The organism is Dyella solisilvae, from assembly GCF_003351225.1.
In the GTDB taxonomy this organism is placed as follows: domain Bacteria; phylum Pseudomonadota; class Gammaproteobacteria; order Xanthomonadales; family Rhodanobacteraceae; genus Dyella; species Dyella solisilvae.
Genome location: NZ_QQSY01000002.1, coordinates 633,917 through 657,938, shown reverse-complemented (window position 1 = coordinate 657,938; position 24,022 = coordinate 633,917). Strand labels below are relative to the sequence as shown.

General features: G+C 66.9%; 24 protein-coding genes. 13 read left to right on the top strand and 11 right to left on the bottom strand.

The annotated features are described in order from the left end of the window. Positions 1-147 precede the first annotated feature (147 nt). From DVT68_RS10130 to pssA, 5 genes are all read left to right on the top strand, one after another. Positions 148-642, top strand: a complete 495-nt coding sequence (locus tag DVT68_RS10130) for a MarR family transcriptional regulator (protein WP_114824944.1) — start codon at positions 148-150, stop codon at positions 640-642. A gap of 3 nt (positions 643-645) precedes the next feature. Next, complete coding sequence (locus tag DVT68_RS10125) at positions 646-2,787, top strand: FUSC family protein (RefSeq protein ID WP_114824943.1); 2,142 nt, start codon at positions 646-648, stop codon at positions 2,785-2,787. Continuing rightward, a complete protein-coding gene (locus DVT68_RS10120) occupies positions 2,777-2,977 on the top strand; it encodes a DUF1656 domain-containing protein (RefSeq protein ID WP_114824942.1) in 201 nt (66 codons plus the stop codon). Before DVT68_RS10125 ends, DVT68_RS10120 begins: the two co-directional genes overlap by 11 nt. A 2-nt stretch (positions 2,978-2,979) precedes the next feature. Further along, positions 2,980-4,017 (top strand): HlyD family secretion protein, encoded by a 1,038-nt coding sequence (locus DVT68_RS10115; protein ID WP_114824941.1) that lies wholly within the window; start codon positions 2,980-2,982, stop codon positions 4,015-4,017. Between the two features lie 118 nt (positions 4,018-4,135). Next, on the top strand, positions 4,136-5,530 hold the full coding sequence (gene pssA / locus DVT68_RS10110) for a CDP-diacylglycerol--serine O-phosphatidyltransferase (protein WP_114824940.1): 1,395 nt from the start codon (positions 4,136-4,138) through the stop codon (positions 5,528-5,530). Between the two features lie 100 nt (positions 5,531-5,630). On the opposite strand, the gene DVT68_RS10105 is transcribed toward pssA, so the two are convergent. Together DVT68_RS10105 and DVT68_RS10100 are read right to left on the bottom strand one after the other, a co-directional pair. Then, on the bottom strand, positions 5,631-6,227 hold the full coding sequence (locus DVT68_RS10105; protein ID WP_114824939.1) for a GNAT family N-acetyltransferase: 597 nt from the start codon (positions 6,225-6,227) through the stop codon (positions 5,631-5,633). A gap of 25 nt (positions 6,228-6,252) precedes the next feature. Beyond that, the gene (locus tag DVT68_RS10100) at positions 6,253-6,459 is read right to left on the bottom strand and encodes a YdcH family protein (protein ID WP_114824938.1); all 207 of its coding nucleotides are present in this window, start codon (positions 6,457-6,459) and stop codon (positions 6,253-6,255) included. 100 nt (positions 6,460-6,559) lie between these two features. Between DVT68_RS10100 and ttcA the strand changes: the two genes are divergently transcribed. The 5 genes from ttcA to DVT68_RS10075 all read left to right on the top strand — a co-directional run bounded on the left by ttcA (position 6,560) and on the right by DVT68_RS10075 (position 11,343). Next, complete coding sequence (ttcA, locus tag DVT68_RS10095) at positions 6,560-7,423, top strand: tRNA 2-thiocytidine(32) synthetase TtcA (RefSeq protein WP_114824937.1); 864 nt, start codon at positions 6,560-6,562, stop codon at positions 7,421-7,423. 27 nt (positions 7,424-7,450) lie between these two features. Next, positions 7,451-8,650, top strand: a complete 1,200-nt coding sequence (locus DVT68_RS10090) for an amino acid aminotransferase (protein WP_114824936.1) — start codon at positions 7,451-7,453, stop codon at positions 8,648-8,650. Positions 8,651-8,820: 170 nt separating this feature from the next. Then, the gene (locus DVT68_RS10085; protein ID WP_114824935.1) at positions 8,821-9,738 is read left to right on the top strand and encodes a recombination-associated protein RdgC; all 918 of its coding nucleotides are present in this window, start codon (positions 8,821-8,823) and stop codon (positions 9,736-9,738) included. A 160-nt stretch (positions 9,739-9,898) separates the two neighbouring features. Next, positions 9,899-10,669, top strand: coding sequence for a M48 family metallopeptidase (locus DVT68_RS10080; protein ID WP_114824934.1), 771 nt, complete (start codon positions 9,899-9,901; stop codon positions 10,667-10,669). Between the two features lie 110 nt (positions 10,670-10,779). Then, entirely contained in the window at positions 10,780-11,343 is a 564-nt protein-coding gene (locus tag DVT68_RS10075) for a methyltransferase family protein (protein WP_233523423.1), read from the top strand. 47 nt (positions 11,344-11,390) lie between these two features. Here the strand turns inward: DVT68_RS10075 and DVT68_RS10070 are convergent, their stop codons facing one another. From DVT68_RS10070 to DVT68_RS10040, 7 genes are all read right to left on the bottom strand, one after another. Further along, entirely contained in the window at positions 11,391-12,395 is a 1,005-nt protein-coding gene (locus DVT68_RS10070; protein ID WP_114824932.1) for an alpha/beta fold hydrolase, read from the bottom strand. 76 nt (positions 12,396-12,471) lie between these two features. Continuing rightward, on the bottom strand, positions 12,472-14,328 hold the full coding sequence (locus DVT68_RS10065; protein ID WP_114824931.1) for a M1 family metallopeptidase: 1,857 nt from the start codon (positions 14,326-14,328) through the stop codon (positions 12,472-12,474). 200 nt (positions 14,329-14,528) lie between these two features. Further along, entirely contained in the window at positions 14,529-14,840 is a 312-nt protein-coding gene (locus DVT68_RS10060) for an EF-hand domain-containing protein (RefSeq protein WP_114824930.1), read from the bottom strand. A 96-nt stretch (positions 14,841-14,936) separates the two neighbouring features. Then, on the bottom strand, positions 14,937-16,631 hold the full coding sequence (gene acpA, locus DVT68_RS10055) for an acid phosphatase (protein WP_114824929.1): 1,695 nt from the start codon (positions 16,629-16,631) through the stop codon (positions 14,937-14,939). Next, positions 16,628-18,208 carry a S10 family peptidase gene (locus DVT68_RS10050; protein ID WP_114824928.1) on the bottom strand — a complete coding sequence of 527 codons (1,581 nt, stop codon included), beginning with the start codon at positions 18,206-18,208 and terminating at the stop codon, positions 16,628-16,630. The genes acpA and DVT68_RS10050 overlap by 4 nt, the downstream gene beginning before the upstream one ends. Positions 18,209-18,231: 23 nt before the next feature. After that, positions 18,232-19,773, bottom strand: a complete 1,542-nt coding sequence (locus DVT68_RS10045; RefSeq protein ID WP_114824927.1) for a S10 family peptidase — start codon at positions 19,771-19,773, stop codon at positions 18,232-18,234. A gap of 97 nt (positions 19,774-19,870) precedes the next feature. Beyond that, positions 19,871-20,380, bottom strand: a complete 510-nt coding sequence (locus DVT68_RS10040) for an Lrp/AsnC family transcriptional regulator (RefSeq protein ID WP_114824926.1) — start codon at positions 20,378-20,380, stop codon at positions 19,871-19,873. Between the two features lie 108 nt (positions 20,381-20,488). On the opposite strand from DVT68_RS10040, the gene DVT68_RS10035 reads away from it, so the two are divergent. Genes DVT68_RS10035 through DVT68_RS10025 form a run of 3 tightly spaced genes read left to right on the top strand, consistent with a single transcriptional unit; the run spans position 20,489 to position 22,420 of the window. Beyond that, entirely contained in the window at positions 20,489-21,412 is a 924-nt protein-coding gene (locus DVT68_RS10035; RefSeq protein ID WP_114824925.1) for a DMT family transporter, read from the top strand. A 4-nt stretch (positions 21,413-21,416) separates the two neighbouring features. Beyond that, the gene (locus DVT68_RS10030; protein ID WP_233523422.1) at positions 21,417-21,713 is read left to right on the top strand and encodes a cupin domain-containing protein; all 297 of its coding nucleotides are present in this window, start codon (positions 21,417-21,419) and stop codon (positions 21,711-21,713) included. Between the two features lie 23 nt (positions 21,714-21,736). Continuing rightward, positions 21,737-22,420 (top strand): glutathione S-transferase family protein, encoded by a 684-nt coding sequence (locus DVT68_RS10025; protein ID WP_114824924.1) that lies wholly within the window; start codon positions 21,737-21,739, stop codon positions 22,418-22,420. A 9-nt stretch (positions 22,421-22,429) separates the two neighbouring features. Here the strand turns inward: DVT68_RS10025 and DVT68_RS10020 are convergent, their stop codons facing one another. Continuing rightward, positions 22,430-23,089: a Pr6Pr family membrane protein gene (locus tag DVT68_RS10020; RefSeq protein ID WP_114824923.1), complete on the bottom strand. Its 660-nt coding sequence runs from the start codon at positions 23,087-23,089 to the stop codon at positions 22,430-22,432. A 41-nt stretch (positions 23,090-23,130) separates the two neighbouring features. Next, on the bottom strand, positions 23,131-23,883 hold the full coding sequence (gene ubiE / locus DVT68_RS10015) for a bifunctional demethylmenaquinone methyltransferase/2-methoxy-6-polyprenyl-1,4-benzoquinol methylase UbiE (protein WP_114824922.1): 753 nt from the start codon (positions 23,881-23,883) through the stop codon (positions 23,131-23,133). Positions 23,884-24,022: the final 139 nt, after the last annotated feature.

Genomic DNA, 24,022 nt, shown 5'->3' with positions numbered 1-24,022 from the left:
CAGCGAGGCTGGGCTGCCGCCAGCAACCAAAGGCGCCCTCGTGGCGCCTTTTTCACGTCTGGAGGATGACGCTCTTGCGGGGATACCGCGGCAGTCATAAAATTCACATGTATATATTACATATATGTACTAAGTAGGCCGTCGGCCATGAGCAGCTTCCTTCCCACCGAGCAGCGCCTGGCGGTCACCCTCCAGCGCCATCCAGCGTTTCCGCGCGACCCCGCGGTGCTGATCCGGCTCATCAAGCACATCTACAAGCGCGTGCATGACGACGCCAACGCCATGTTGAGGCCCTACGGCATCAATCATCCCGAGTACAACCTGCTGATGATGCTGTACGGCACCGAAGGCTATGCGCTGCATCCCACCGAGCTGGCGGATGCGGCGGGCGAGAAGTCGGCCAACATCACGCGCCTGACCAACGAGCTGGCGGACAAGGGGCTGATCGCGCGCAACGCCAGCGACGAGGACCGGCGCAAGGTGACGCTGACCCTCACCAAGGATGGCGTGGCGCTGATCGAGAGCTTCATGCCCGATGTGTGCGCGCTTCTCGAGCACCAGGTGGGCGACCTGCAGCCGCGCGACATGGCGCAGCTGGAGCGCCTGCTGAAGAAGTTCCTGGCGCAGCTGGAGCGCGAGTAAGTCATGTCCGCAGTCCCGTCCCCGCTTCCGATCCTGCGCCGCGTGCCCTGGCTCGGTGAATTCCTGACCACCGAGCGCCAGGCCTGGATCTTCGTCTTCAAGTGCCTGCTGGCGTTCTACATCGCCGCCTGGCTGTCGATGCTGTTCCAACTGGAGCAGCCCTCGACCACCATGATCACGGTATCCATCGTGATGCATCCGCACAGCGGCATGGTGCTGGCCAAGAGCTTCTATCGCGCGATCGGCACCTGCGCCGGCAGCCTGTGCGGCGTGTTGCTCATGGCGGCCTTCCCGCAGGAGCGCGAGCTGTTCCTGCTCAGCCTGTCGCTGTGGGTGGGCCTGTGCGCCGGCGGCGCGGTGCTCTACCGCAACTTCATGTCCTACGGCTTCGTGCTGGCCGGCTATACCGCCGCCATCGTGGCGCTGCCGGCAATCAGCCACCCCAACGCTGTGTTCGACTCGGCGATGTTGCGCGTCAGCGAGGTGCTGCTGGGCATCATCGTGGCCGGTCTGATCAGCGACGTGGTGCTGCCCGAGCGCCTGCGCCAGCTGCTGCGCAGGAGTGCGCGCGAGTTGTATGTGCACTTCATGGGATTCGCCAGCGGCAGCCTGGGCGGCGCCATTCCCCGCAAGCAGATGGAGCAGGCGCACCTGCACTTCGTGCGCGCGTCGGTGCAGCTGGAGGACCTGCGCGCCTCGGTGATCTTCGAGGATCCGGAAGCGCGCGCACGCAGCAGCCGCATGCAGCTGCTCAATGTGCGCTTCATGGCGGCGGCCACCAGCTTCCAGTCGCTGCACCATCTGATCAACCGCCTGCAGCGCAACAACCACCCGAACACCGCGGGAGCGCTGATCAGGCTGTATGCCCCGGTAGGGCAGGCGCTGCAGCCGCCGCTCGCCGACCCCGCCAGGCCGCGCCTGGTGGCCAGCCGGCTGGAGGCCTGCGAGCCGACCTTGCAGCCGCTGGCGGCGAAGTTGCGCGATGAGCTGCGGCAGGATCCGGAGCTGCTCCTGGAATTCGACAGCGGCGCGGCGCTGCTCTATCGCTTCGTGAGCGAACTGCGAGACTTCACCGCGCTGGAGGCGACGCTGCGCGAAACCCAGGGCGTACTCGGCGGCACGGTGGAGCGCGTCGATTTCAAGCGCGCGAATGACTTCGCCGCGCCCCTGATCGCGGTGGTGCGCACCTTCCTCACCATGCTCACGCTGAGCGTGTTCTGGATCAAGACGAGCTGGCCGTACGGTCCCAACGCCATGCTGCTCGCCACGATCTTCAGTGGATTGCTGGCGACTTCGCCGGCGCCGCTGGCGTCGACCGCCAACACCTGGATCGGTTACGCGATAGGCATGACAGCCTGCTACGTGGTGGTGTTCTGGCTGATGCCAGGCAGCGACGGCTTCCTGATGTTCATCCTGGTGACGGCGCCCCTGCTGTCGATCGGGCCCTACCTGACCACGCGCAACACCACCCTGCCGGGCATCGGCGCGGGCTATACGCTCGGTTTTGTGTACATCCTCGCGTTGAAGAATCCGATGGTGTACAGCCCTGAGCACTTCTTCAATGACGCCATCGCCTCGCTGTTCGGCCTGATGATGAGTGGCGCGGCGTTCATGGTGATCCCCACCGTGATTGGCACCCAATGGCTGCGCCAGCGTCAACTGGTGCAGCTGCGCCGACAGGTGTCCATCGCCGCGACGGCGCCGTTGCAGGGCCTGGTGTACCGCTTCGAGAGCGGCAACCGCGACCTGTTCCACCAGATCGTGCAGTTCACCAAGGCGGACAGCCTTGAGCAGCGCAGCCTGCTGGCCTGGGCGCTGGCCGTGCATGACAGCGGTCGCGCCCTGATCGAGTTGCGCCAGGACATGCAGCACGCAGAGTTGCCGCCACCCCTGTTGGACACCATGCAGCGGGCGGTGGAATCGTTGGGACGGTTGTACGACGCTCCCGACCGGACGCGCTGGCAGGAGGCCGATCGCGCGGTTGACCATGCCATCACGCTCACCCGGCAGACACTCCCGCAGGCGCGCGCCAGCTGCCAGCCTGCGCTGGCCCACCTGCTGCAGCTGCGTACCGCGCTGCGTGACGACGAGTCCGCGATCGCTCCCTACATCGTCAAGGCAACGGAGACCGTCCATGCCCCATGAAATCGCCCTTGCCGACGCACTGGTTCCCGGCATCCTGCTGATCTATGCGGGTTGCCTGCTGGTGCTGTGGGTGGTCGACACCATCGTCGGCCGCTACGGGTTGTATCGCTACGTCTGGCATCCGTCGCTGTTCCGCGTTGCCGTGTTTTTCGTCCTGTTCGGCGCTGCCGGCCTGCTGCTGTATACCTGACCATGAAAATTGAACCCCAAGCGCTGCTCCGTTTCGCCATCACCGCCGTCGTCGTCATCGTGGCGCTCGTGCTTTGCCGGGCGTTGTGGAACCACTACATGTACTCGCCATGGACCCGCGACGGTCGCGTGCGCGCCGAAGTCGTGCGCATCGCGCCCGACGTGGCCGGACTGGTGACGAGGGTGCCGGTGGTGGACAACCAGGAAGTGAAGAAGGGCGACGTGCTGTTCGAGGTCGATCCCCAGCGCTACCACATCGCACTGGCGCAGGCCGAGGCCAACCTGGAATCGGCCAAGGCGAGCGCACGGGCGGCCGGCGCCAACATCGATGCGGTGCTGGCCAGCGCGGCCGCGCGCAAGGCCGAGTTCGACATGCGCCAGCAACAGGCGCAGCGCCGCCAGGCGCTGGCCGATGTGGTGCCGGTGGAAGATCGCACCAATGCCAAGTCGGCCGCCAATACCGCGCTCGCCGTGTGGCAGCAGGCGCAGGCCAGCGGCCACCAGGCCAGCGCGGCCCGCGAGCAGGCCGAGGCCGCGGTGGTGCAGGCGCAGGTCGCCGTCGACCGCGCCAAGCTCGACGTGGAGCGCACCGAGGTGCGCGCGCCGGTGGATGGTTATGTCACCAACCTCGATGTGCGCGTGGGCGACTTCGCCGCCACCGGCAGCCCGCGCATGGCGCTGATTGATCGCCACAGCTTCTACCTCTTCGGCTACTTCGAGGAGACCAAGCTGCCGCGCGTGCGGGTTGGCGATCCGGTGGACATCCGCCTGATGAGCGGTGGCGTGCGCCTGAAGGGCCACATCACCGGCATCGCGCGCGGCATCACCGACCGCGACAACCCGCCCGGCCGCGACCTGCTGGCGGACGTCAATCCCACCTTCAACTGGGTGCGTCTGGCGCAACGCGTGCCGGTGCGCATCGCCATCGAGGAGTCCAGCGTGCCCAAGGACGTGGTGCTGGCGGCGGGCATGACCGCGAGCATCGAAGTGCAGCCGCGACGAGTGTTGGACCGGGGCGAGCAGGCGCAGCCCTCGCCATGAAACAGGCGGTGGAAGCGCACTTTCTGCGCCAAAAGCCGATAGAGCAGTGAGGTCGTAACACCCGTCGCGCACAGGGCGCGCTCCAACACGGGGGCGCGCTTCATTAACATGGCGCCCCATGAATCGTCCGTTGCCCTCGCCGCGTAGTCTCGCCCGTCGACTCCTTTCACTGCGCCGTCGACGCGAGCAGGACCTGTCAGGCTTTCCGCAACTGGCGGTGGCGGCTTCCGCGATCAGCACGCTGGCCGGCCCGGAGGCGTTTCGCGACACCTTGCTCGCGCTGATCGCCTCGGCCCAGCGGCGCATCGTGCTGGTGGCGCTGTACCTGCAGGACGATGACGCCGGCCGGGAGGTGCTCGACGCGTTGTATGCCGCGCGTGCCGCGCGGCCGGAACTGAGTGTGGAGGTCTATGTCGACTGGCATCGCGCGCGGCGCGGCCTGATCGGCAAGGGCGACAGCGAAGGCAACGCGGCGATGTACCGCGAGTACGCGCAGCGCCTGGGCGAGGGCGTGGTGATCCGCGGCGTCCCCGTGCAGAACCGCGAACTGTTCGGCGTGCTGCACCTGAAAGGCTTCGTCATCGACGATGCCGTGCTGTACAGCGGCGCCAGCCTGAACGACGTGTACCTGGGCCGGCACGGACGCTATCGGCTCGATCGATATCACCTGATCCGCGACCGCGTGCTGGCCGACAGCATGGCGGACCTGGTGGCGCGGGAGTTCCGCGACAGCGACGCGGTCATTCGACTGGACCGCGCGCCGCTGCCGCGCACGCGCGAATTGCAGGAGCCGATCCGCCGCCTGCGCCAGTCGCTGCAGCAGGCGCGTTACCGGGGGGCGCACGAGGCGCCGGGTGAGGGCGAGGTTGCGGTGACACCACTGGTCGGCTTCGGGCGCAGCGACAACGCGCTCAACGACACCTTGCTGGGGCTGATGCGCGGCGCGCAGCGGAGGGTGATCCTGTTGACGCCGTACTTTAATCTGCCGCGTCCCGTGCGCGCGGCGATCGGCCAACTGCTGCGTCGTGGCTGCCAGCTCGACATCATGGTAGGCGACAAGGTCGCCAACGACTTCTATATCCCGCCCGGACAGCCGTTTAACCGCATAGGCCTGCTGCCCTATCTCTATGAGGCGAACCTGCGGCGCTTCGCCCGCCTGCACCAGGGCGCGATCGACCGCGGCCGACTCAACCTGTGGCTGTGGCGTCACGACGACAACAGCTACCACCTCAAGGGCCTGTTCGTGGACGAGGACGTGGCGGTGCTGACCGGCAACAACCTCAATCCACGCGCGTGGGCGCTGGACCTGGAGAACGGGTTGCTGTTGCGCGATCCGTCCGGCCTGCTGGTGGCGCAGCACGCCGCCGAATGGGAGGCTTTGCGCCAGCACGCCACGCGCGTGGCGCACTACCACGAGCTCGAAGGAGTGCGCAGCTACCCGCCCGAGGTTCGGCGGATGCTGAAGCGCTTGCGACGCGTGCGGCTGGATCGGCTGATCGCCCGCCTGCTCTGAGCGAGCTCCTTGCAGGAGGGCGCCCTGTGCGCGACCTCGCTACGCGTGATCGCGGGAAGCGCGGCGGCTCTGCTGGCGCGCACAGAGGATCGTGGGCTTTTCAGCCTGCCAGGCGCTCCAGCCGCATCGCCAGCCAGCGCGACACGTCGGCCCATTCGCGGTCGATCACGCTGTAGCACACGGTATCGCGCAGGCTGCCGTCGGGACGACGCTTGTGGTTGCGCAACACGCCTTCGCGCTTCGCGCCCAGGCGCTCGATGGCGCGCTGTGAATCGAGATTGCGATGGTCGGTGTGCAGTTCCACCGCGACGCAGCCCAGCGTCTCGAATGCATGTTGCAGCAGCAGGCGCTTGCAGGCCGTGTTCAGATGGCTTTTCTGCCAGCGCTTGGCGTACCACGTGTAACCGATGGCCACGCGCGGCGGCTCGTGCACGACGTCGTAAAAGCGCGTCGTGCCGACGATGTCGCCGCTGCGCTTCTCGCGCACCGCGAATGGAAGCATCTGGCCGGCGGTCTGGCCCGCGAGGGCCTTGGCGATGTAGGCAGCCGCTTCGCCGGGCGCCGGTGCGCTGGTGAACCACAGTTTCCACAGCTCGCCATCAGCCGAGGCGGCCTCCAGTGCTGGGGCGTGTTCCGGCATCAGTGGTTCAAGCGCGACGTACGCGTCTTCCAGACGGACAGGCGACAAGGCAGGCATCGAGGCTCCAGGGCGGGACGGACGTTCAGGCGTCCAAATCGGGAATCAGCTTGCTTTCGAGGCGGGCGATGTGGTCTTTCAGCAACAGCTTGCGCTTCTTCAGCCGGGTCAGCTGGAGCTCGTCTCGGCTGAGCGTGGAGGCCAGGTGCTCGATCGCCACGTCGAGGTCGCGGTGCTCGACGCGCAGCTCAGCCAGCAGGTGGGCGATCTCGGCTTGGTCCTGAACCTGCATGGCGGGGGCGGAAGCGGGAGGGAAGGATTGAAGTCTACTCCGGCCGGACCCTGGGCGCTCAGCCCGTTACAATGGGGGGCCGACCCGCCCGATCCCGTCCATGTCCGCCCAGCCCGAGATCCCCCGCAAGCACGAGTACGAGGCCGCCAAGCTGGCCAAGCGCCTGCGCCATCAGGTGGGCCAGGCGATCGCCGATTTCAACATGATCGAGGCCGGCGACCAGGTGATGGTGTGTCTGTCCGGTGGCAAGGATTCCTACACGCTTCTGGACGTCCTGCTGTCGCTGCAGGCCAAGGCGCCGGTGCGCTTCGAACTGATCGCGGTGAACCTGGACCAGAAGCAGCCGGGCTTTCCCGAGCACGTGCTGCCGGATTACCTCACCGCGCGCGGCGTGCCGTTCCACATCATCGAGCAGGACACCTACAGCACGGTGACCCGCGTGATTCCCGAAGGCAAGACCATGTGCAGCCTGTGCTCGCGCCTGCGGCGCGGCGCGCTGTACCACTGGGCGGCGGCCAACGGCATCACCAAGATCGCGCTCGGCCACCATCGCGACGACATCCTTGGCACGTTCTTTCTGAACATGTTCTACCAGGCGCAGCTCAAGGCGATGCCGCCGAAACTGCGCTCGGACGACGGCCGCCACGTGGTGATCCGCCCGTTGGCGTACTGCAGGGAAAGCGACATCGCCGCCTATGCTGAGGCGCGCGAGTTTCCGATCATCCCGTGCAATCTCTGCGGTTCGCAGGAAAACCTGCAACGCAAGGCGGTTAGGCGCATGATGGACGACTGGGAGAAGACCCAGCCCGGCCGCGCCGAGAACATTTTCCGCGCGCTGGGTAACGTGGCGCCCTCCCAGCTTGCCGATCGCAATCTGTTCGACTTCGCCGCGCTGGGCGCGGGCGAAGGAGCCGTACGCGCCGATGCGCACCAGTGGCTCGCCGGTTCGCCGGACGAGTCGTGACCCTCAAACCACTAGTCGAGTAACGCCGTGTCGCACTTTGCATCCGTTGAAATGGTTCCGGGCGATCCGATCCTGGGACTTTCCGAGGCCTACGTGGCCGACGCCCGTCCGGGCAAGGTCAATCTGGGCGTGGGCATCTACTATGACGAACAAGGCCGCATCCCGCTGCTGAAGGCCGTGCGCGAAGTGGAGCAGGCGCTGGCGCTGGAGGCGAAACCGCGCGGCTACCTGCCGATCGACGGCATGCCCACCTATAACGTCGCCACCCAGAAGCTGGTGTTCGGCGAGGACTCGCCGCTGCTGGCGGCTGGCCGCGTGGCCACCTCGCAGACCATCGGCGGCAGCGGCGCGCTGCGCATCGGCGCCGACCTGCTCAAGCAGGTGCTGCCGACCGCGAAGATCGCCATCAGCAACCCGAGCTGGGAGAACCACCGCGTGGTGTTCAGCTCGGCGGGCTTCGAAGTGCTGAGCTACGCCTACTACGACGCCGACAGCCACGGCCTCGATTTCGCCGGCATGCTCGCCGACCTGGGCAAGCTCGATCCGGGCACCGTGGTGCTGCTGCACGCGTGCTGCCACAACCCGACCGGCGTGGACCTGAGCGCCGAGCAGTGGCAGCAGGTAGTGGACCTGGTGAAGGAGCGCAAGCTGCTGCCCTTCATCGACATGGCCTACCAGGGCTTTGACGTGGGCATCGACGCCGACGCCACCGCGGTGCGCCTGTTCGGCGCCTCGGGCATCGAAGCCTTCGTGGTCGCCAACTCCTACTCCAAGTCGTTCTCGCTGTACGGCGAGCGCGTGGGCGCCCTGTCGATCGTGGGCAAGGACCGCGAGGAAGCGGCGCGCGTGCAGTCGCTGGTCAAGCGCACCATCCGCTCCAACTACTCCAGCCCGTCCACCCATGGTGGCGCGCTGGTGTCGGGCGTGCTCAACAGCACCGAGCTGAAGGCGATGTGGGAGCAGGAGCTGGCCGAGATGCGCGAGCGCATCCACGGCATGCGCGCCGGCATGGTGGAGAAGCTGGCGGCGGCGGGCGCCCCGCAGTTCGGTTTCATCCAGCAGCAGGCGGGCATGTTCTCCTACTCGGGCCTCAGCAAGGCCCAGGTGGACCGCCTGCGCGAGGAGTACGCCATCTATGCCGTCGGCACTGGCCGCATCTGCGTGGCGGCGCTCAATCGCGCAAACCTCGACACGGTGGTGAACGCCGTCGCCGCGGTCAGCCGCTAACCGCGTCTCGACGCCACAAGCTCGTCATCCCGGCGCATGCCGGGATCCAGCGACGGTGCGCATGTCGATGCGACACCGTCTGGACCTCACGCCGTGAGTCGCTGGATTCCGGCCTGCGCCGGAATGACGGCAAAAAACTCACCGTGTTGTAGCCCTGAACCGGATACCGAATGTTTTTTCGCAATCTCACGCTGTTCCGCTTTTCCCCCGCCGTTGCCGACGACCTGAACCGCCTGGATGAGGCGTTGGGCGACCATCGCCTGCGTCCCTGTGGCCCGATGGAAATGGGCACCAAGGGTTTCGTGCCGCCGGTGGGGCGGGGTGAGGAAGCGTCGCTCACCCACGCCGTCCACGCCTGCACCATGGTCACCGTGGGCAGCGAGGACAAATTGTTGCCAGGTTCGGTGGTAAACGACGAACTTCAGCGCCGCGTGCAGAAGATCGCCGAAGAAGAAGGCCGCAAGGTCGGCGGCCGCGAACGCAAGCGCCTGAAGGAAGACGTGCTCAACGAACTCGTCCCGCGCGCCTTCATCCGCAGCTCGCGCATGCGCGCCTACGTGGACAAGAAGCACGGCTGGCTGGTGCTGGACACCTCCAGTCGCAAGTCGGCTGAGAATGCGTTGACCCAGATCCGTGAGGCCCTGGGCAGCTTCCCCGCGGTGCCGCTGGCGCCGGAGGAAGGTCCCCGTGTGCTGATGACCGACTGGCTGGCCAACGGCAACCTGCCGGGCGGGCTAAGCCTGGGCGACGAGGTCGAGCTGAGGGATCCGGCGTCGGCCACCGGCGCGATCGCCAAGTGCCGCCGCCAGGACCTGGACGGCGAAGAGGTGAAGGAGCACCTGCGCAACGGCAAGCAGGTGTTCCAGCTCGGTCTCATCTTCGATGAGCGCATGAGCTTCGTGCTGGGCGAGGACCTGATCGTGCGAAAGCTGAAGTTCCTCGACGTGATCACCGACGAACTAGGCGACAGCCATCCCGACGCCGCCGCCGAGGCTGACGCCACCTTCGCCCTGCTGACGCTGGAGCTGGAGCGCCTGCTCGGCAAGCTGGAGGAGTGGTTCGGCCTGCCGCGTCCGGCTGAGGCCTGAGCCAGTCCACGTCCCACGTGAGACGCCATCCCCGGGCCAAAAGTCAGGGGATTGCGGTCACCGCCTCGTCTTGCGAAGCCTGCATGCTTCCCCCACATATCGTGAGGGACACTGAGAGGCCTGGACGCCGTGCAACAGGCGTGCGCAGTAGGGCGGGAACATGACGCAGCATCTCGAAGGCGATTGGCTGGAACTGGCCACCGCGAGCGGTAGCACCATCCGCGTGCTCAAGACCGCGCATCCGCGTGCGCGTCGGCTGCGCCTCACGGTCACGCCCAAGGGCGCGCGCGTGTCGTATCCGCACGGCACGCATCCGGCGCAAGTGAGCGCGTTTCTGCGTCATCACGCCGACTGGCTCGAGCGCAAGCTCGACGAGTTGCACCTCATCGTCAAACCGGCGCCGCCGCTGCGCGTCGGCACGCCCACCGAATTTCTCCTGCGCGGCGAAACCGTGCAGCTGGACTGGGCCGACGGCCCGTACCCGCGCGTGGACGCCGGCGAGGGCACGGTGACGCTGACCATTCCGCGGCCGCACACGCGTGCGTTGCCAGTGGCGCGCGGCCTGCTCGCCTCGTTCTTCGAAGCGCAGATCCGTCGCGACGTGTCGCGCTGGCTCGCAGGCTACGTGCCGATGCTCGGCCTCGCCCCGACCGCCTTGCGCGTGCGCCCGATGAAGAGCCTGTGGGGCAGCCTCGATACGCGCGACCGCATCAACCTCGACCTCGCGCTGGCGCTGGCGCCGCCCGCGGCGCTGCGCTACGTACTGGCGCATGAGCTCTGCCACCTCAAGGTGCGCAGCCACGCGCCGCGTTTCTGGGCGCAGGTGGAAGGGCTGTTCCCCGACTGGCGCGAGCAGCGCGACTGGCTGCGCCTCAACGGCGCCTGGCTGAAGACGGAGCTGGATCGGCTGATCGCCGACGTGGCTGACTGAGCGGCGCCTCGCTGGCCGGCGATGGCGGACGCCACTTGCCTTGGCCAGCACATCCAGCGGAACCTGTGGCCTCCATTCGCGGAAACGGGGGCGCCGTGGACTTGCCAGTCATGTCGATCATCGAACTGTCGTGGCTGCTGTTCGTGCTGTACTGGCTGTGGGGCTGGCGCAGGGTGAAGGGAGCGAGTCGCAGCGAGCCGGTGTTGCCGCGCGTGCTCAAGTACTGGCTGCCGCTGGCGGTGGGCATCTTCTTGATCCTGCCGTCGCACCGGTTTGATGGAAGCTGGCTGGGCATGCGCCTTTATCCGGCGAATGCGCTGTCAGCACTGTCGGGCGCCGCATTGACGATGGCCGGCATCGCCTTCGCCTGCTGGGCCCGCTTCGTGCTGGGGCGCAACTGGAGTTCGGTGGTGCAGGTCAAGCAGGACCACGAGCTGATCCAGCGCGGTCCCTATCGCTTCGTGCGCCATCCGATCTACAGCGGGCTGTTGCTCGCCTTTACCGGCACCGCCCTCGCCATCGGTGAATGGCGTGGCGTGTTCACCATCGCCATCGTGGCCGTCTCGTTCTGGTTCAAGTTGCGGCTGGAGGAGCGCTGGATGCGCGAGAACTTTGGCGCGCCGTATGAAAACTACATGCGCCAGGTGAAGGCGTTGATTCCGGGCGTGCTGTAACGCCAGGGCCGCGCGCGCTGCGCGCGACCCGTTCCTTCCGCATGGCCTCAGTGCGACAGCGCAAACGCCGTCAGGATGCGCGCCGTCTCGTCCGGCTTCTCCATGATCGGCATGTGGTTGCAGCCGCTGAGCGTGCTGGTGCTGATCGCGGCGGCGTTCTTCAGGCCGTTGCGCAGGCTGTCCAGCGCCGATATGTCGATGATCTTGTCGTCATGGCACCACAGGCCCAGCACCGGCATCTGCAGCTGGTCCAGCCGGTTCTGCAACGAGAGGTACTGCGAGGGATCGCTCAGCTCGTTGAAGGTGCGCTGGATGAAGGGGCGGTTTTCCTGGTTGCGCTTGATCAGCACGTCCTGGAAGCGGCCCGGCATATCCAGCGGCTTGGCGAAGGCGAGCGCGGTGGCGGTGGCGAACTGTTCGCGGGTGTCGTACTGGAACGGGTTCTTGCCGGCCTTGGCCTGGCGGGAGAATTCGTTCTCGTTGGCCTTCAGGCCGAAGGAGTCGAGCAGGGCCAGTTCGGCCACGTGCTCGGGATGCTCGGCGGCGTACACGCCGGCGATGGCGCCGCCCATGGAGTGGCCGATCAGCACCATGGGCGGCAGCTTGAGCGCCTCCACGAAGCCATGCAGTCGCGCCACCTGGGCGTCGATGTTGTAGCTGGCGCCTTCGACGCGGCTGGACTCACCCCAGCCCGGCAGGTCCGGCGCGATCACGTGGAAATGCGGCGACAGCAGTTCCATCTGCTTGAGCCACAGTTCCTTGCTGGCGTCGAAGCCATGCAGCATCAGCAGGGTGGGGCCCGTGCCGCCTTCGTAGTAGACCCAGTTGGTGTCGCCCACCTGCACCGAATGCTTGTCCACGTGCGCGGCCATCTCCTGCCGCTTGATCTCGGCCTTCATCAGCCACTGCGGGGCGAACAGGTAGGAGCCGCCCAGCACCACCAGCAGCAGGCCCGCCAGCACGGCGAGGAACTTCAATCGGCGCAGGGCCAGCCGCTGCCACAGCGGGCGCGTGGAAACAGGCGTGGCGGGCTTGCTGGGTTTGGCAGTCATGGCGAGTCCGTGTTGGGATCGGGGCCTTCGATGGCGGCGCGCGCCCCCTTTTGCAAGGAGGCGCGCCCAGGGCGGTTTACTTGCCGCTCTTTCTGGCCTTGGCGAACAACGCCTCCACCGCCTGCTGCGTCAGCGGGTGGTAGCCGGCCTTGGCCTTGGCATAGACCTGCTCGGCGAAGGCGAGGCCTTCAGGCGTCCGCACGAACGCCTTGTACAGCGGCATGGTCAGGTACAGGCGGCCGATGCGGGTCATGTGCTCGGCGGCGGCGTTCCACACGTTCTTGTCGCCGGCGGTGATGGCGCGGGTGTACCAGCGCATGCCGATCTCGGCATTCGGCGTGCCCGTGAGATGCCAGGCGTCGTCGATCTGGCGGATCTTGTCCAGCGGCGTCACTTCCGGCAGTCCGTCGAGGAAGTACATCCACTCCTGCGTGCTCCAACCCTTGGCGTCCAGCTTGTCGGCCGTCAGGCTGCCGGCGAGGAAGGCGGCCCGCTCTTTGTCGATCGCGTCGAAACGGGGCGAATCGGGCAGCGGCGCGTCCTTCGGGATGCCCGGCTCGAACACCCAGGCGTTCACCTCATCCCAGCTCATCTTGCCGGGGTTCTTGTCGAAGAGATTGGCCTTCAGGTACTCCAGCATCTGCTCGGTCGTGATGCTCTGGAACGCGAAGTGCGCGAAGTAGCCCTTCAGATAGGCGTCGAAAGTCTCGCGCCCGAAGCGCTGCTCCATCGTGCGCAGGAACCACGAGCCCTTGTCGTAGGCCACCTGCGTCAGCGCATCGTCGGCGCCGATGCCGCGCGGATCGGGCGCCAGCTTCTGCGCGTTGGGCGGCATGCTGCCGATGGTCTTCTGCAGCGCGCGCGCCGAGAGCAGGGCTTCCTGGTTGGCCAGCTCCTTGCCGAACACCGCCTCGGTGATGCGACCCTGCACGTACGTGGTGAAGCCCTCATTGAGCCAGATGTCGCGCCAGGTGGCGCTGGTCACCAGGTTGCCCGACCACGAGTGCGCCAGTTCGTGCGAGATCACCGAGACCAGGCTCTTGTCGCCCACCAGCAGGGTCGGCGTGGCGAAGGTCATGTTCGGGTTTTCCATGCCGCCGAACGGGAACGACGGCGGCAGCACCAGCAGGTCGTAGCGGCCCCAGGCGTACGGTCCGTACAGCTTCTCTGCGGCCTGGATCAGCTTCTCGGTGTCCTCGAATTCCTTGGCCGCCTTGCCGACCACGCTGGGCTCGGCGTAGACGGCCGAGCGCGGCCCAGTTTCCTTCGCGTCGATGTCGCCGGCGCCGATCGCCAGCAGGTAGGAGGGAATCGGGTGCGGCTGCTCGAACGAGTAGTCGCCGTTGAGCGGATGGTTGGCGTCGTTGAGCGCGCTCATCACCACGCGCACATCCTTCGGTGCGGTGACGTGGGCGTTGTAGGTGAAGCGGATCGCCGGCGAATCCTGCAGCGGCACCCAGGAGCGCGCGTGGATGGATTCGGACTGCGAGAACATGAAGGGCAGCTTCTTGTCCGCGGTCTGCGCCGGAGTGAGCCACTGCAGACCCGAGGCGGTCGGCACGGTCGTATAGACGATGCGCACCTGCGCCGGGTGCTGCGGCGTAGCGATGGTGAGCTTGCTGCCCAGTTCCTTGTCGCGCGGCGCCAGCGCGAACTTCAGCGCGCTGGCTTTGCCGGCGGCGTCGATGCCCTCGATGCTGGCGATCTTCAGGTCACGGGTATCCAGCACCAGCGACTGCGCCTTGGGGTCCTTCCAGTCCAGCTTCAGCGTGGCCTGGCCATCCAGTTCCTTGTTGGGGAAGTCGATCTTCAGGTCCAGGTCCAGGTGAGTGACGACGACCTGGTCGGGCTGGGCATAGGAATGCGGATCGGCGGCGAAGGCGCTCAGCGGCAGCACGAGGGCGCCGAAGGCGAGGGCGTGGAAGGGGCGCATCGGGGCGACTCCAGAAGCAGGAACGCCGAGTATGCCATTGGCGGACTGGCGGCCGCCCGTGCGGAGGGTCACCCCCCGGTGGGCGGAGGCAATCGCAGCACCAGCACAGGTCGAAAGACGCTGGATTCCTGCTTCCGCAGGAATGACGCCTTAGGGAGGTGGGCGCCAGCTAAGAGCTCGCCATCCCCACGCGGCGCCTTTCAGCGGCTCGTACTGGCCTTGGCCGGGCCGGCGCCTTGCATCGCGCGCACGTAGTCGGACACGTCCTGCTTGGACACCATCCCGCGGTGCTGCTTGTCGATCTCGTCGAAATGCTCGCGGATGAACGGCACCGGGCCCTTCTGCGCCTCTTCCTTGGTCAGCATGCCATCGTGGTTCGTGTCCGCGGCGTCGAAGTTCTTCTGCCAGTTCTGGATCTGGGTGGCGATGCTGCCGACGCCGATCTGCGCATGGAGCGCGCTCGCGGCACAGGCCATGGCGATGACAGCGGCGAATAGGCGGATGCGACGCATGGGGGACTCCGGTCGTGAGAGCGCGGAGTATCGCACCGCCATTGTTAGCACTACGTGCGTGGCGCAGGCTCGCTGCGCACGCGCGATGGCATTGGTTCAGGCCTCGAAATGCAGGGCGTTGGTGAGGTCGCCCGGCGCGGCGCCGCCGGCCGCCAGCATCGCCTGCTCGCGCATGGCCAGCCCCGGCAGCTTCTCCAGGCTGAAGCGGCGCGTGAGGAAGCGCGCGATCGAACCGGTGTCATACACGGTGTGGTCGACGTGGCCCTTCTTCGCGAACGGCGACACGACGAGGGCGGGGATGCGCGATCCCGGTCCCCAGCGGTCGCCCCTCGGCGGGGCCACGTGATCCCACCAGCCGCCGTTTTCGTCGAAGGTGATGATCGCCAGCGTGTGCTTCCACGACGGTGACTTCTGCAAGGCGTCGATGATGCGCATGATGTGGCGGTCGCCCGCGTCGACGTCCGAGTAGCCGGCGTGCATGTTCAGGTCGCCTTGCGGCTTGTAGAACGTCACGGTCGGCAGCCGGTCGGCCTCGATGTCGGCGAGGAAGCGGTTGGTCTGCGCGGTCTCGCCCATGCCGCCGTCGCGCAGGTGCTTCGCGCGCGCCTCGGAACCAGGCGCAAAACTCTTGAAGTAGTTGAGCGGCTGGTGGTGCATCTGGAAATTCGGCCGCTGCGGGAACTGGCGTTCGTCGCCATCGCCCTTGCCGTCGAGCGCCTGTTGCCACGCGCCGGCGTACCAGGCCCACTCCACGTCAGCGGCGGAAAGCACGTCGCCGATGGTCTTGTGCGCCTGCGGAGGCAGCACGTTGGGGCTGTCTTCCGCGGCCAGCAGCGGGTCCGTGGACGACCGCGTGGGCGTCGGCGCATACGGCGGCATCATGGTGTTCACCGCCCAGAAATCGGGGGTGAGCTGGCTGCGCGAGACGAATTTCGGCTTGCCCTGCATCGCGCTGGCCGGTGAGTCGTCGGCGAGCTTCAGGCGCGTGTCGTCGGCGCGGCCGCTTTCGGTCACGGCGATGTTGAAGCGCGCCGGGCTCTGGTCCGCTTGCGGATAGAACGGCGGTTGCGCCGCCACCAGGTACTGGTGGTTGAGGAACGAGCCGCCGAAGGCGCCCATGAAAAAGTTGTCGCACAGCGTGAACTGGCGCGCGAGATGCCACAGCCGCAGGTTTGCCGCGCTGTCCGCGTAGTGGCCCATCACCATGGCGCCGGTGTCGCCCCAGGCGACGAAGCCGTCGTTGCGGCCGCCGTTGATCTGCTGCTGGTTTTCGTAGAAGGCGTGCACCAGGTCGCGCGTCACCACACCGTGCGGCAACGGATCGCCCTTGCCTGTGCGCAGCGCCCACGGGGCGTTCGGCAGGTCGACGATATCGTCCTGCATCACCTGGTAGGTGCGGTGATGCACCGTTTGCTGGTGCGGCGCCAGGCCGTGCCAGATCGGCGGCAGCGTTTTCAGCTCCGAACCGTCGCGGTCGCGTTGCAGGAACTGCTCGGGCGCGAGCGCGCTGAGCGGTTTTTCCACGCCGGGGAAATTGGCGAAGAGGTTGTTGAAGCTGCGGTTCTCGGCGTAGATAACCACGACGCGCTGGATGTGCTGGCGCAGTGCGGCGTCCAGCGCCGTCGATGCGGACGTATCAGCCGGCGTGGGCGTGCCGGCCAGGACCTCGCGCCCACCGATCGCCAACGCCGCGCCGCCCAGCGCCAGACCGCCAAGCAGGCGGCGGCGCGAAGGGTCGAGCGGCTGTTCGTCGTGTTCGCCAGCGGCGTCGTGGTCGGGAGGTTTGTTCACGGTGCGGCGTCGTCGTAGAAGCGGGCAAGGTCGGCCTTGCTCTTCTGCAGCGAGGCCTGATCGATGTAGATCATATGGCCCGACGGGTAGAAACCGAAGCTGATGTTCTTGCGCTGGGCTGGCTCCAGGCCCAGGTGGCTGAGGTCGAATTCAGTGGCGAAGAACGGCGTGGCCAGGTCGTAGTAACCGTTGGCCGAGAACACCTTCAGGTGCGGATTGCGGCGCATGGCGTCGCCCAGGTCGCTGCCGACGTAGGTGGCCTGCAGCCAGCCACCGCTGTCCTTGCGCTTCCAGTCCCAGTTCTTGCCGATCGCGGCATAGTTGTTGGGCAGGTACGGGCGATCTTCGGTGAACTTCAGCTCGTTCGCCGCGTACTGGTTGAAGACGGCCACGTAGGCGCCGGTGATGGCGTCGCTGGCGGTGTCGCCATCGGGCGACTCGCCGGCCGCATCCGGATCGATGCCCTCGAAACGCCCGTCCAGGCGGCCCACCGTGCGGCGCTGGTCACGCAGCAGCTCCTTGCGGAAGCGGCTTGGCCCGACGCGCAGGTTCGCTTCCTTGATGTACTGCGGCGACAGCCCGAGGTAACGGCTCATCTGGCTGGCCACGCGATCGGCCTCGGCCGGGTCGATGGCGTCGCCCTTGGCCAACGCGAGCGTGTACTCGCCCGCCGCGAAGCGGCGCACTTCGGCGAGGAAGCTGCCGATGTCGGCGGGCTTGTTCGGCACCTTGTTGTGGTACCAGGCGATCGCCGCCTCGGTGGGCAGGTTGGCGACGTAGCCGCGGTCGATGCCGGGCGCTGCCACGGTGAAGTCGAGGATGGAGGACATCAGCACGACGCCGTTGAACTCCATGCCCTTTTCCTGCAGCGACTTCACCAGCACCGCCGAACGCGTGGTGCCGTAGCTTTCGCCGAACAGGAACTTGGGCGAGTTCCAGCGGTTGTTGGCGCCCACATACCGGGTGATGAAGCGGGTGTACGCATCGGCGTCCTGATCCACTCCCCACACGTCCTTGCCTTCGGTCTTGCCGACGAGCTGCGAATAGCCGGTGCCAGGCGCGTCGATGAACACGAGGTCGGTCTTGTCGAGCAGGCTGTACTCGTTGGGCGCGAAGCGATAGGGCGCCGGCGGGATCGGCTTGTCGCCGTCGTTGGCCACGCGCACCGGACCGTAGGAGCCCATGTGCAGCCACATCGAGGAGGAACCCGGGCCGCCGTTGTAGAAGAACGTGACCGGTCGCTTGCTGTCCTTGCCGCCGTCGGCGGTGTAGGCGACGTAGAAGAAGCTCACCGTCGGCTTGCCCTTGTCGTCGCGGATCAGCATGCGTCCCGCCGTGGCGGTGTAGCTGATGTTGCGTCCGCCAATGCGCACGCTGTGCTTGGTCACCACGGTGCGGTCGGCCGGTACCGGTTGTTCCTCGGCGCTCTTGTCCTTGTTGTCCTTGTCGCCTTTGTCGCTCTGCTCGGACTGCGACTTGGGCTGGTCCTTGGGCGGCGTATCGGCGGCGTGGATGGGCGCGATGCCCAGGGCGAGCGTGACGGCGAGGGCGAGCGAAGCGAGCGGGAACTGGCGCATGACGGGATGTCTTTCGGTGGCGGTCAGGAGTGGGTGGTGGCGTCGTAGTAGCGAGCCAGGTCGCCCTTGAGCTGCTGCAGCGCTTCGGTGTTCAGGTAGATCATGTGTCCCGACGGGTAGTACAGGAAATGCAGGTTGCCGCGCAGCGACGGCTCCAGGTTCATGTGCGAGAGGTCGTACTCGGTGATGAAGAACGGCGTGGCGAAGTCGTAGTAGCCGTTGATCGACAGCACCTGCAGGTTCGGGTTGGTGCGCATCGCGTGCGCAAGGTCGCCGGCGACGTAGGCGGTCTGCAGCGGACGCTTGATGCCCGCGGCCTGGTGCTTCCAGTCCCAGTCCTTGCCGATGTCGCTGAAGGTCGGGCGATAGTCGAGGTCGCTGTGGTAGTTGAGCTGGCTGCTCACGTAGTCATGGAAGGCGGTGACGAAGGCCCCGCTGATGCCGGTGTCCGATGCGTCGTAACCGGGCACTTCACCGGCGGCATCCTCGTCCACACCCTCGAAGCGGGCGTCGTAGCGACCGATGGTGCGGCGCTCGTTGCGCAGCAGCTCCTTGCGGAAGCGCGACGGCTCCACGCGCAGGTTTGCTTCCTTGATGTACTGGGCGCTGAGGCCGGTATACGCGGCGAGCTGGCGCGCCACCGCATCGGCCTCGGCCGGCGGCAGGTCCTGGCCCTTGGCCAATGCCGTGGCGTAGGGGCCGCGCGCGAAGGCGCGCACCTGCTCAAGATAGGCAGAGAGGTCGGCCGGCTTGTTGGCCACCTTGTTGTGGTACCAGGCGGCCGCTGCGTAGCTCGGCACGTAGCCGACGTACATCTCGTCGTAGCCCGGCATGCGCACGCCGTAGTTGAGGATCGAGGACATCAGCACCACGCCGTTGAACGACATGCCCTTGTCCTGCAGTGCATCCACCAGTGCGCCAGAGCGCGTGGTGCCGTAGCTCTCGCCGTAGAGGAACTTGGGTGAGTTCCAGCGGTTGTTGAGGGTCACGTAGCGCTGGATGGCGCGGCTGAAGGCCGACACGTCCTGGTCCACGCCCCAGAAATCCTTGCCCTCGGCCTTGCCCAGCGGGCGCGAGTAGCCGGTGCCGACCGCGTCGATGAACACCAGGTCGGTCTTGTCCAGCAGGCTGTCGCTGTTGGGCACCAGCTTGTACGGCGCAGGCGCCGTCGCCGCGGGGCTGGCGGTGGCGATGCGCACCGGCGAGAACGAGCCCATGTGCAGCCACATGGACGAGGAGCCCGGGCCGCCGTTGTAGAGGAAGGTGACCGGGCGCTTCTCCGGCTTGCCGTTGTCCACCGTGTAGGCGACGTAGAACACGCTCGCCTGCGGCTGGCCCTTGTCGTCGCGGATCACCAGCGTGCCGGCGGTGGCGGTGTAGGCCACCGAATGGCCGCCGATGCTGACGCTGTGTTTGGTGCGCACCGCGGTCTCGGTGCTGGGGGCCTGCACCTCTTCGTCCTTGCTGGTGTTGGTCTTGTCGGCTGGCGCGTCCTTGGCCAGCAGGATGGAACAGGGCGACAGGGCAAGACCGCTGCCCAGCAACAGGACCCACAGACGACGCATGCAACTTCCCCGGATAACGATGGGTCAGGAGTAACCCAACCCGAGTATGCGGATCGCAGCGCGGGGCCGACCGTGACAAAAGTACTGGTTGCCTCGTTCAGTCCTGCAGCAGGGCGCGGGCGGCATTCCACATGGTGCGAGTCACCGGGCGGTTCTCATGCGGCGTCTGCAGCACCACCAGGGTGGTGGTGCTGATGCTGGAATGGATCTTCAGCAGGCGGTCGAGCACGGTTTCCAGATGCGGGATGGACATGGCCACCACGCGCAGCAGGGCCGAGTCCTCGCCGGCCAGGCGGCGGCAGTCGAGCACCTCGGGGATGTCGGCCACCAGCGAGCCCACCCGGGCGCAGATGCCGCCGTCGCAGCGCAGGCGGATCATGGCGTCGATCTCGTAGCCGAGCTTGCGCGGGTTCACCACGGCGCGATAGCCGGAAATCACCCCCGCTTCTTCCATGCGCTTCACGCGTTCGGCCACGGCCGGCGCGGACAGGCGAACCATGCGTCCCAACTCGGCGTAGCCCAGCCGGGCATCGTGCTGCAGGGCTTCCAGCAGCTGCCAGTCGGTGGCGTCCCAGACGGGTTTCGATTCAAAGGTGAGTGCGTTCATAGGACATTTCGTTCGTTGGCGAAACGTAGCCATCCTACGCTGATTCATCATTCAAGCGCGCCGTTGAGCGCCTTACGATGCACACCATTCCCCACCGGAACCACCCCCATGCAGACCCCGGAACGCCTGGACGGGCGGGCCCTTTCCTATATCGGCATCGCCCTGCTTACCTGGTCGTCGGCCTATGCCGCGATCGCCTACGCGCTGTCCTCGTTCACCCCGGGTGAGGTGGCGCTGGCGCGGCTGGGCATCGGCTCCCTGTGCTTCGCGCTGCTGCTGCTGTTCCGCCGCGTGCCGATGCCGGCGCGCCGCGACTGGCCCCAGCTGGCCGCGCTCGGCGTGATCGGCCTCACCGTCTACCACCTCTGCCTAAACACGGCAGAAACCCGCGTGGCCAGCGGCACCGCGGCCATCCTGATCTCGCTGGTGCCCGCCGCCACCGCCGCGCTGTCGGCGATCTGGCTGCGCGAGCGCCTGTCGCCGCGCACCCTGACCGGCCTGGGCGTCGCCCTGATCGGCGTGGTGACGGTGGTGCTGACCAGCGGCAAGGAAGTGAAAGTGGAACCGATGGCCGCGCTTGTGCTGGTGAGCGTGCTGGCCTCGGCCGTGTTCTTCGTCGGCCAGAAGCCGTTCTTCACCCGCAACAGCATGCTGGGCGTCACCGGCTTCACCTTCTTTGCCGGCACGCTGGGCGCGCTGCCGTTCGGCCTCGGTTTGCCGCATGCGCTGGCGGTGGCGCCGGCCTCGCATATCGGCGCGCTGCTGTGGCTGGGCATCGCGCCCACCTTCATCGGCTACGTCGCGTGGAACGCGGCGCTGCATCGCGCCTCCGCCTCGCAGGTCAGCAGCTTCATCTACTTCTCGCCGCCGATCGCGGTGCTGATCGGCTGGGTGTGGCTGGGCGAACGCCCGACCCTGCTGACCCTCGTCGGTGGCGTGATCACCGTGGGCGGCGTGGTGCTGGCCAATGCGCGTCGCCGTCCGCCCGCGCCGGTAGCGCCAGTGGTTGGCTCGCCGGCCAAGCAGGGCTGAACCGGTGACGCCGGTCCGTCTGGTCGACGCGGCGAGTGACTTGCCGCAGGCGTGGTCCTCGCGTGTGCTGGCGCGCTTTGGCGAGGCGAACCTCAAAGTGCTGCGCATGGACCACGCGGCCTACCCGGAGGAATGCCACGACTACCCCGAGGGGCTGTTGGTGCTCGAGGGCGAGATGCTGCTGGGCATGGGCGGCCGGGTCGTTCGCGTCGGGGCAGGCGAGCTGTGCGTCGTACCGGCGGGCGTGCCGCACAGCGTGGCGCCGGGCAGTCGCGGTACGCTCCTGATCCTCGACACCTGACGCCACCGCAGGGAGATCCGCCGATGCCAAAGCTTTACGTCGCCAACAAGAACTACTCCTCGTGGTCGCTGCGCCCATGGGTGCTGATGAGCGAGCTCGGCATTCCGTTCGACGAGCAGCAGGTGGCGTTCGGGCAGGGCTCGAACTGGCAGGCATTCCGCAGCTTCTCGCCTAGCGGCCGCGTGCCCTGTCTGACGGATGGCGACACCGTGGTGTGGGATTCGTTGGCGATCACCGAATACCTGGCCGAACACCATCCGGCCGTCTGGCCGTCCGATCGCGCGGCGCGCGCCTGGGCGCGTTGCGCCGCGGCGGAGATGCATTCGGGCTTTGGCGCCTTGCGCGAGCAATGCGGCATGAACTGCGGCTTGCGCGTGCGCCTGCACGATATCGGCCCGGCCTTGAAGGCGGACGTAGCGCGCATCAACGAGCTGTGGAACGAAGGGCTGGCCCGCTTCGGCGGTCCGTTCCTGGGCGGGGCGGCTTTCACCGCGGTCGATGCGTTCTTCGCCCCCGTGGCGTTTCGCGTGCAAACTTATGGCCTGGCGTTGGATGGCCCCGCGGCGGCTTACGCGCAGCGTCTGCTGGCCCTGCCTTCAATGCGCCGCTGGTACGACGCTGCGCTGGCCGAGACCTGGCGCGATGCCGCGCACGAGGAAGAAACCCTGCGCTACGGCGAGGTGCTGCAGGACCTGCGCGCGACCTGAGCGTCGCTATCAGGCCGGCGTCGTCTGCGTGGCCGCCTGCCGACGCGCCTGCCTGCGACCCAGCGCCACCAGCAGCAGGCCCACCGCGATGAAAGCCAGCAGCACCGCGATCGCATCCACCAGCACCTGCGCGTAGCCCAGCGTCTTCACGTCGAGGAAGGGGTAGGGGTACCAGCCAGCGATCGCGCCGCGCAGCATCACGTAGAAGAAATAGCCGGCCGGATAGCTCTGCCACACCAGCACCTGCCACCAGCGCAGCACAGCCTTTGGTACGGCGAACCACCAGTACAGCACGTACAGCGGCGGCATGATGTCGTGCACGATCACGTCGGCCGTCAGCAGCCAGCCGGTGGGATGCCACAGCTGCCGCAGCATGAAGTTGTAGATCAGGCTGACGATGGCGATGCTCATCGCCGTGGCCGTCTGCACCCCGGGCCGCAGGTAGAAGCGCAGTATCGCGTTGCGCGGCCCGATCGCCGCCGACGACAGCACCTTCGCCACCAGGATGTTGGTGAGGATGGTGTAGAAGCCCAGGTACAGCCACACGCCGCCAAGCACCGTGCCGCCCTTGTCGAGCGTCATCTGGATCGAGAACCACAGCTGCAAGGCCAGGCCGAACGTGCCGAGCAGGGCGCCGAAGGTGGCGAGGGTGCGATATGGCTGCGTCATGCGCGCAGCTTACGCATCCCCGTGACCGCGGGAAACTGGGCTTAGAACTTGTAACCGCGGTGGATGGCGACGATGCCGTTGCTCAGGTTGCGCACGTCGACGCGACCGAAGCCGGCACGTTCCATCATGCCCTTCAGGGTTTCCTGGTCGGGATGCTTGCGAATCGACTCGGCGAGGTACTGGTAGCTGTCGGCGTCGCCGGCGAACAGCTGGCCGAGCTTGGGCAGGATCTTGAACGAGTGGAAGTCATAGAGCTTGCTGAACAGCTCGCTCTGCACGCGCGAGAACTCCAGCACCAGTGCGCGCCCACCGGGCTTCAGCACACGGCAGATATCCGCCAGCGCCTTGTCCTTGTCGGTGACGTTGCGCAGTCCGAACGCCATCGTGACGGCGTCAAAGCTGTTGTCCGGGAAGGGCAGGCACTCGGCGTTGAGCTGGGCCCAGCGCAGGCCGCCGACCAATCCGCGGTCGGTGAGGCGGTCACGACCCACGCCAAGCATGGCGGCGTTGATGTCACCCACCACCACTTCACCCTGTTCGCCCACCACCGGCTTGAGCAACGCGGCGATGTCGCCCGTGCCACCGGCAAGATCCAGCACGCGGTCACCCCGGCGCACCCCGCTGACTGCCACGAAGTGGCGCTTCCAGAGGCGGTGGATGCCGAACGACATCAGGTCGTTCATCAGGTCGTAGTTGCTCGCGACCGAGGTGAATACCTGGCCGACGAGCTTCTGCTTGTCACCAACGGGGACGTCGCGGAAACCGAAGTGGGTGGTCTGGGGGTGATCGCTCATCCGCCAATGGTAGCGGATTGGGCGCTGACGGTCGTTGCGGTGAGGCTGTGTGAGTTGTGTTGGTCACCCCGCCGTGGGCTAGAGGAGGCGCGAAATGCGAGGAACTTCGGTCCCTTCCTAGCTCGTCATCCCAGCGCAC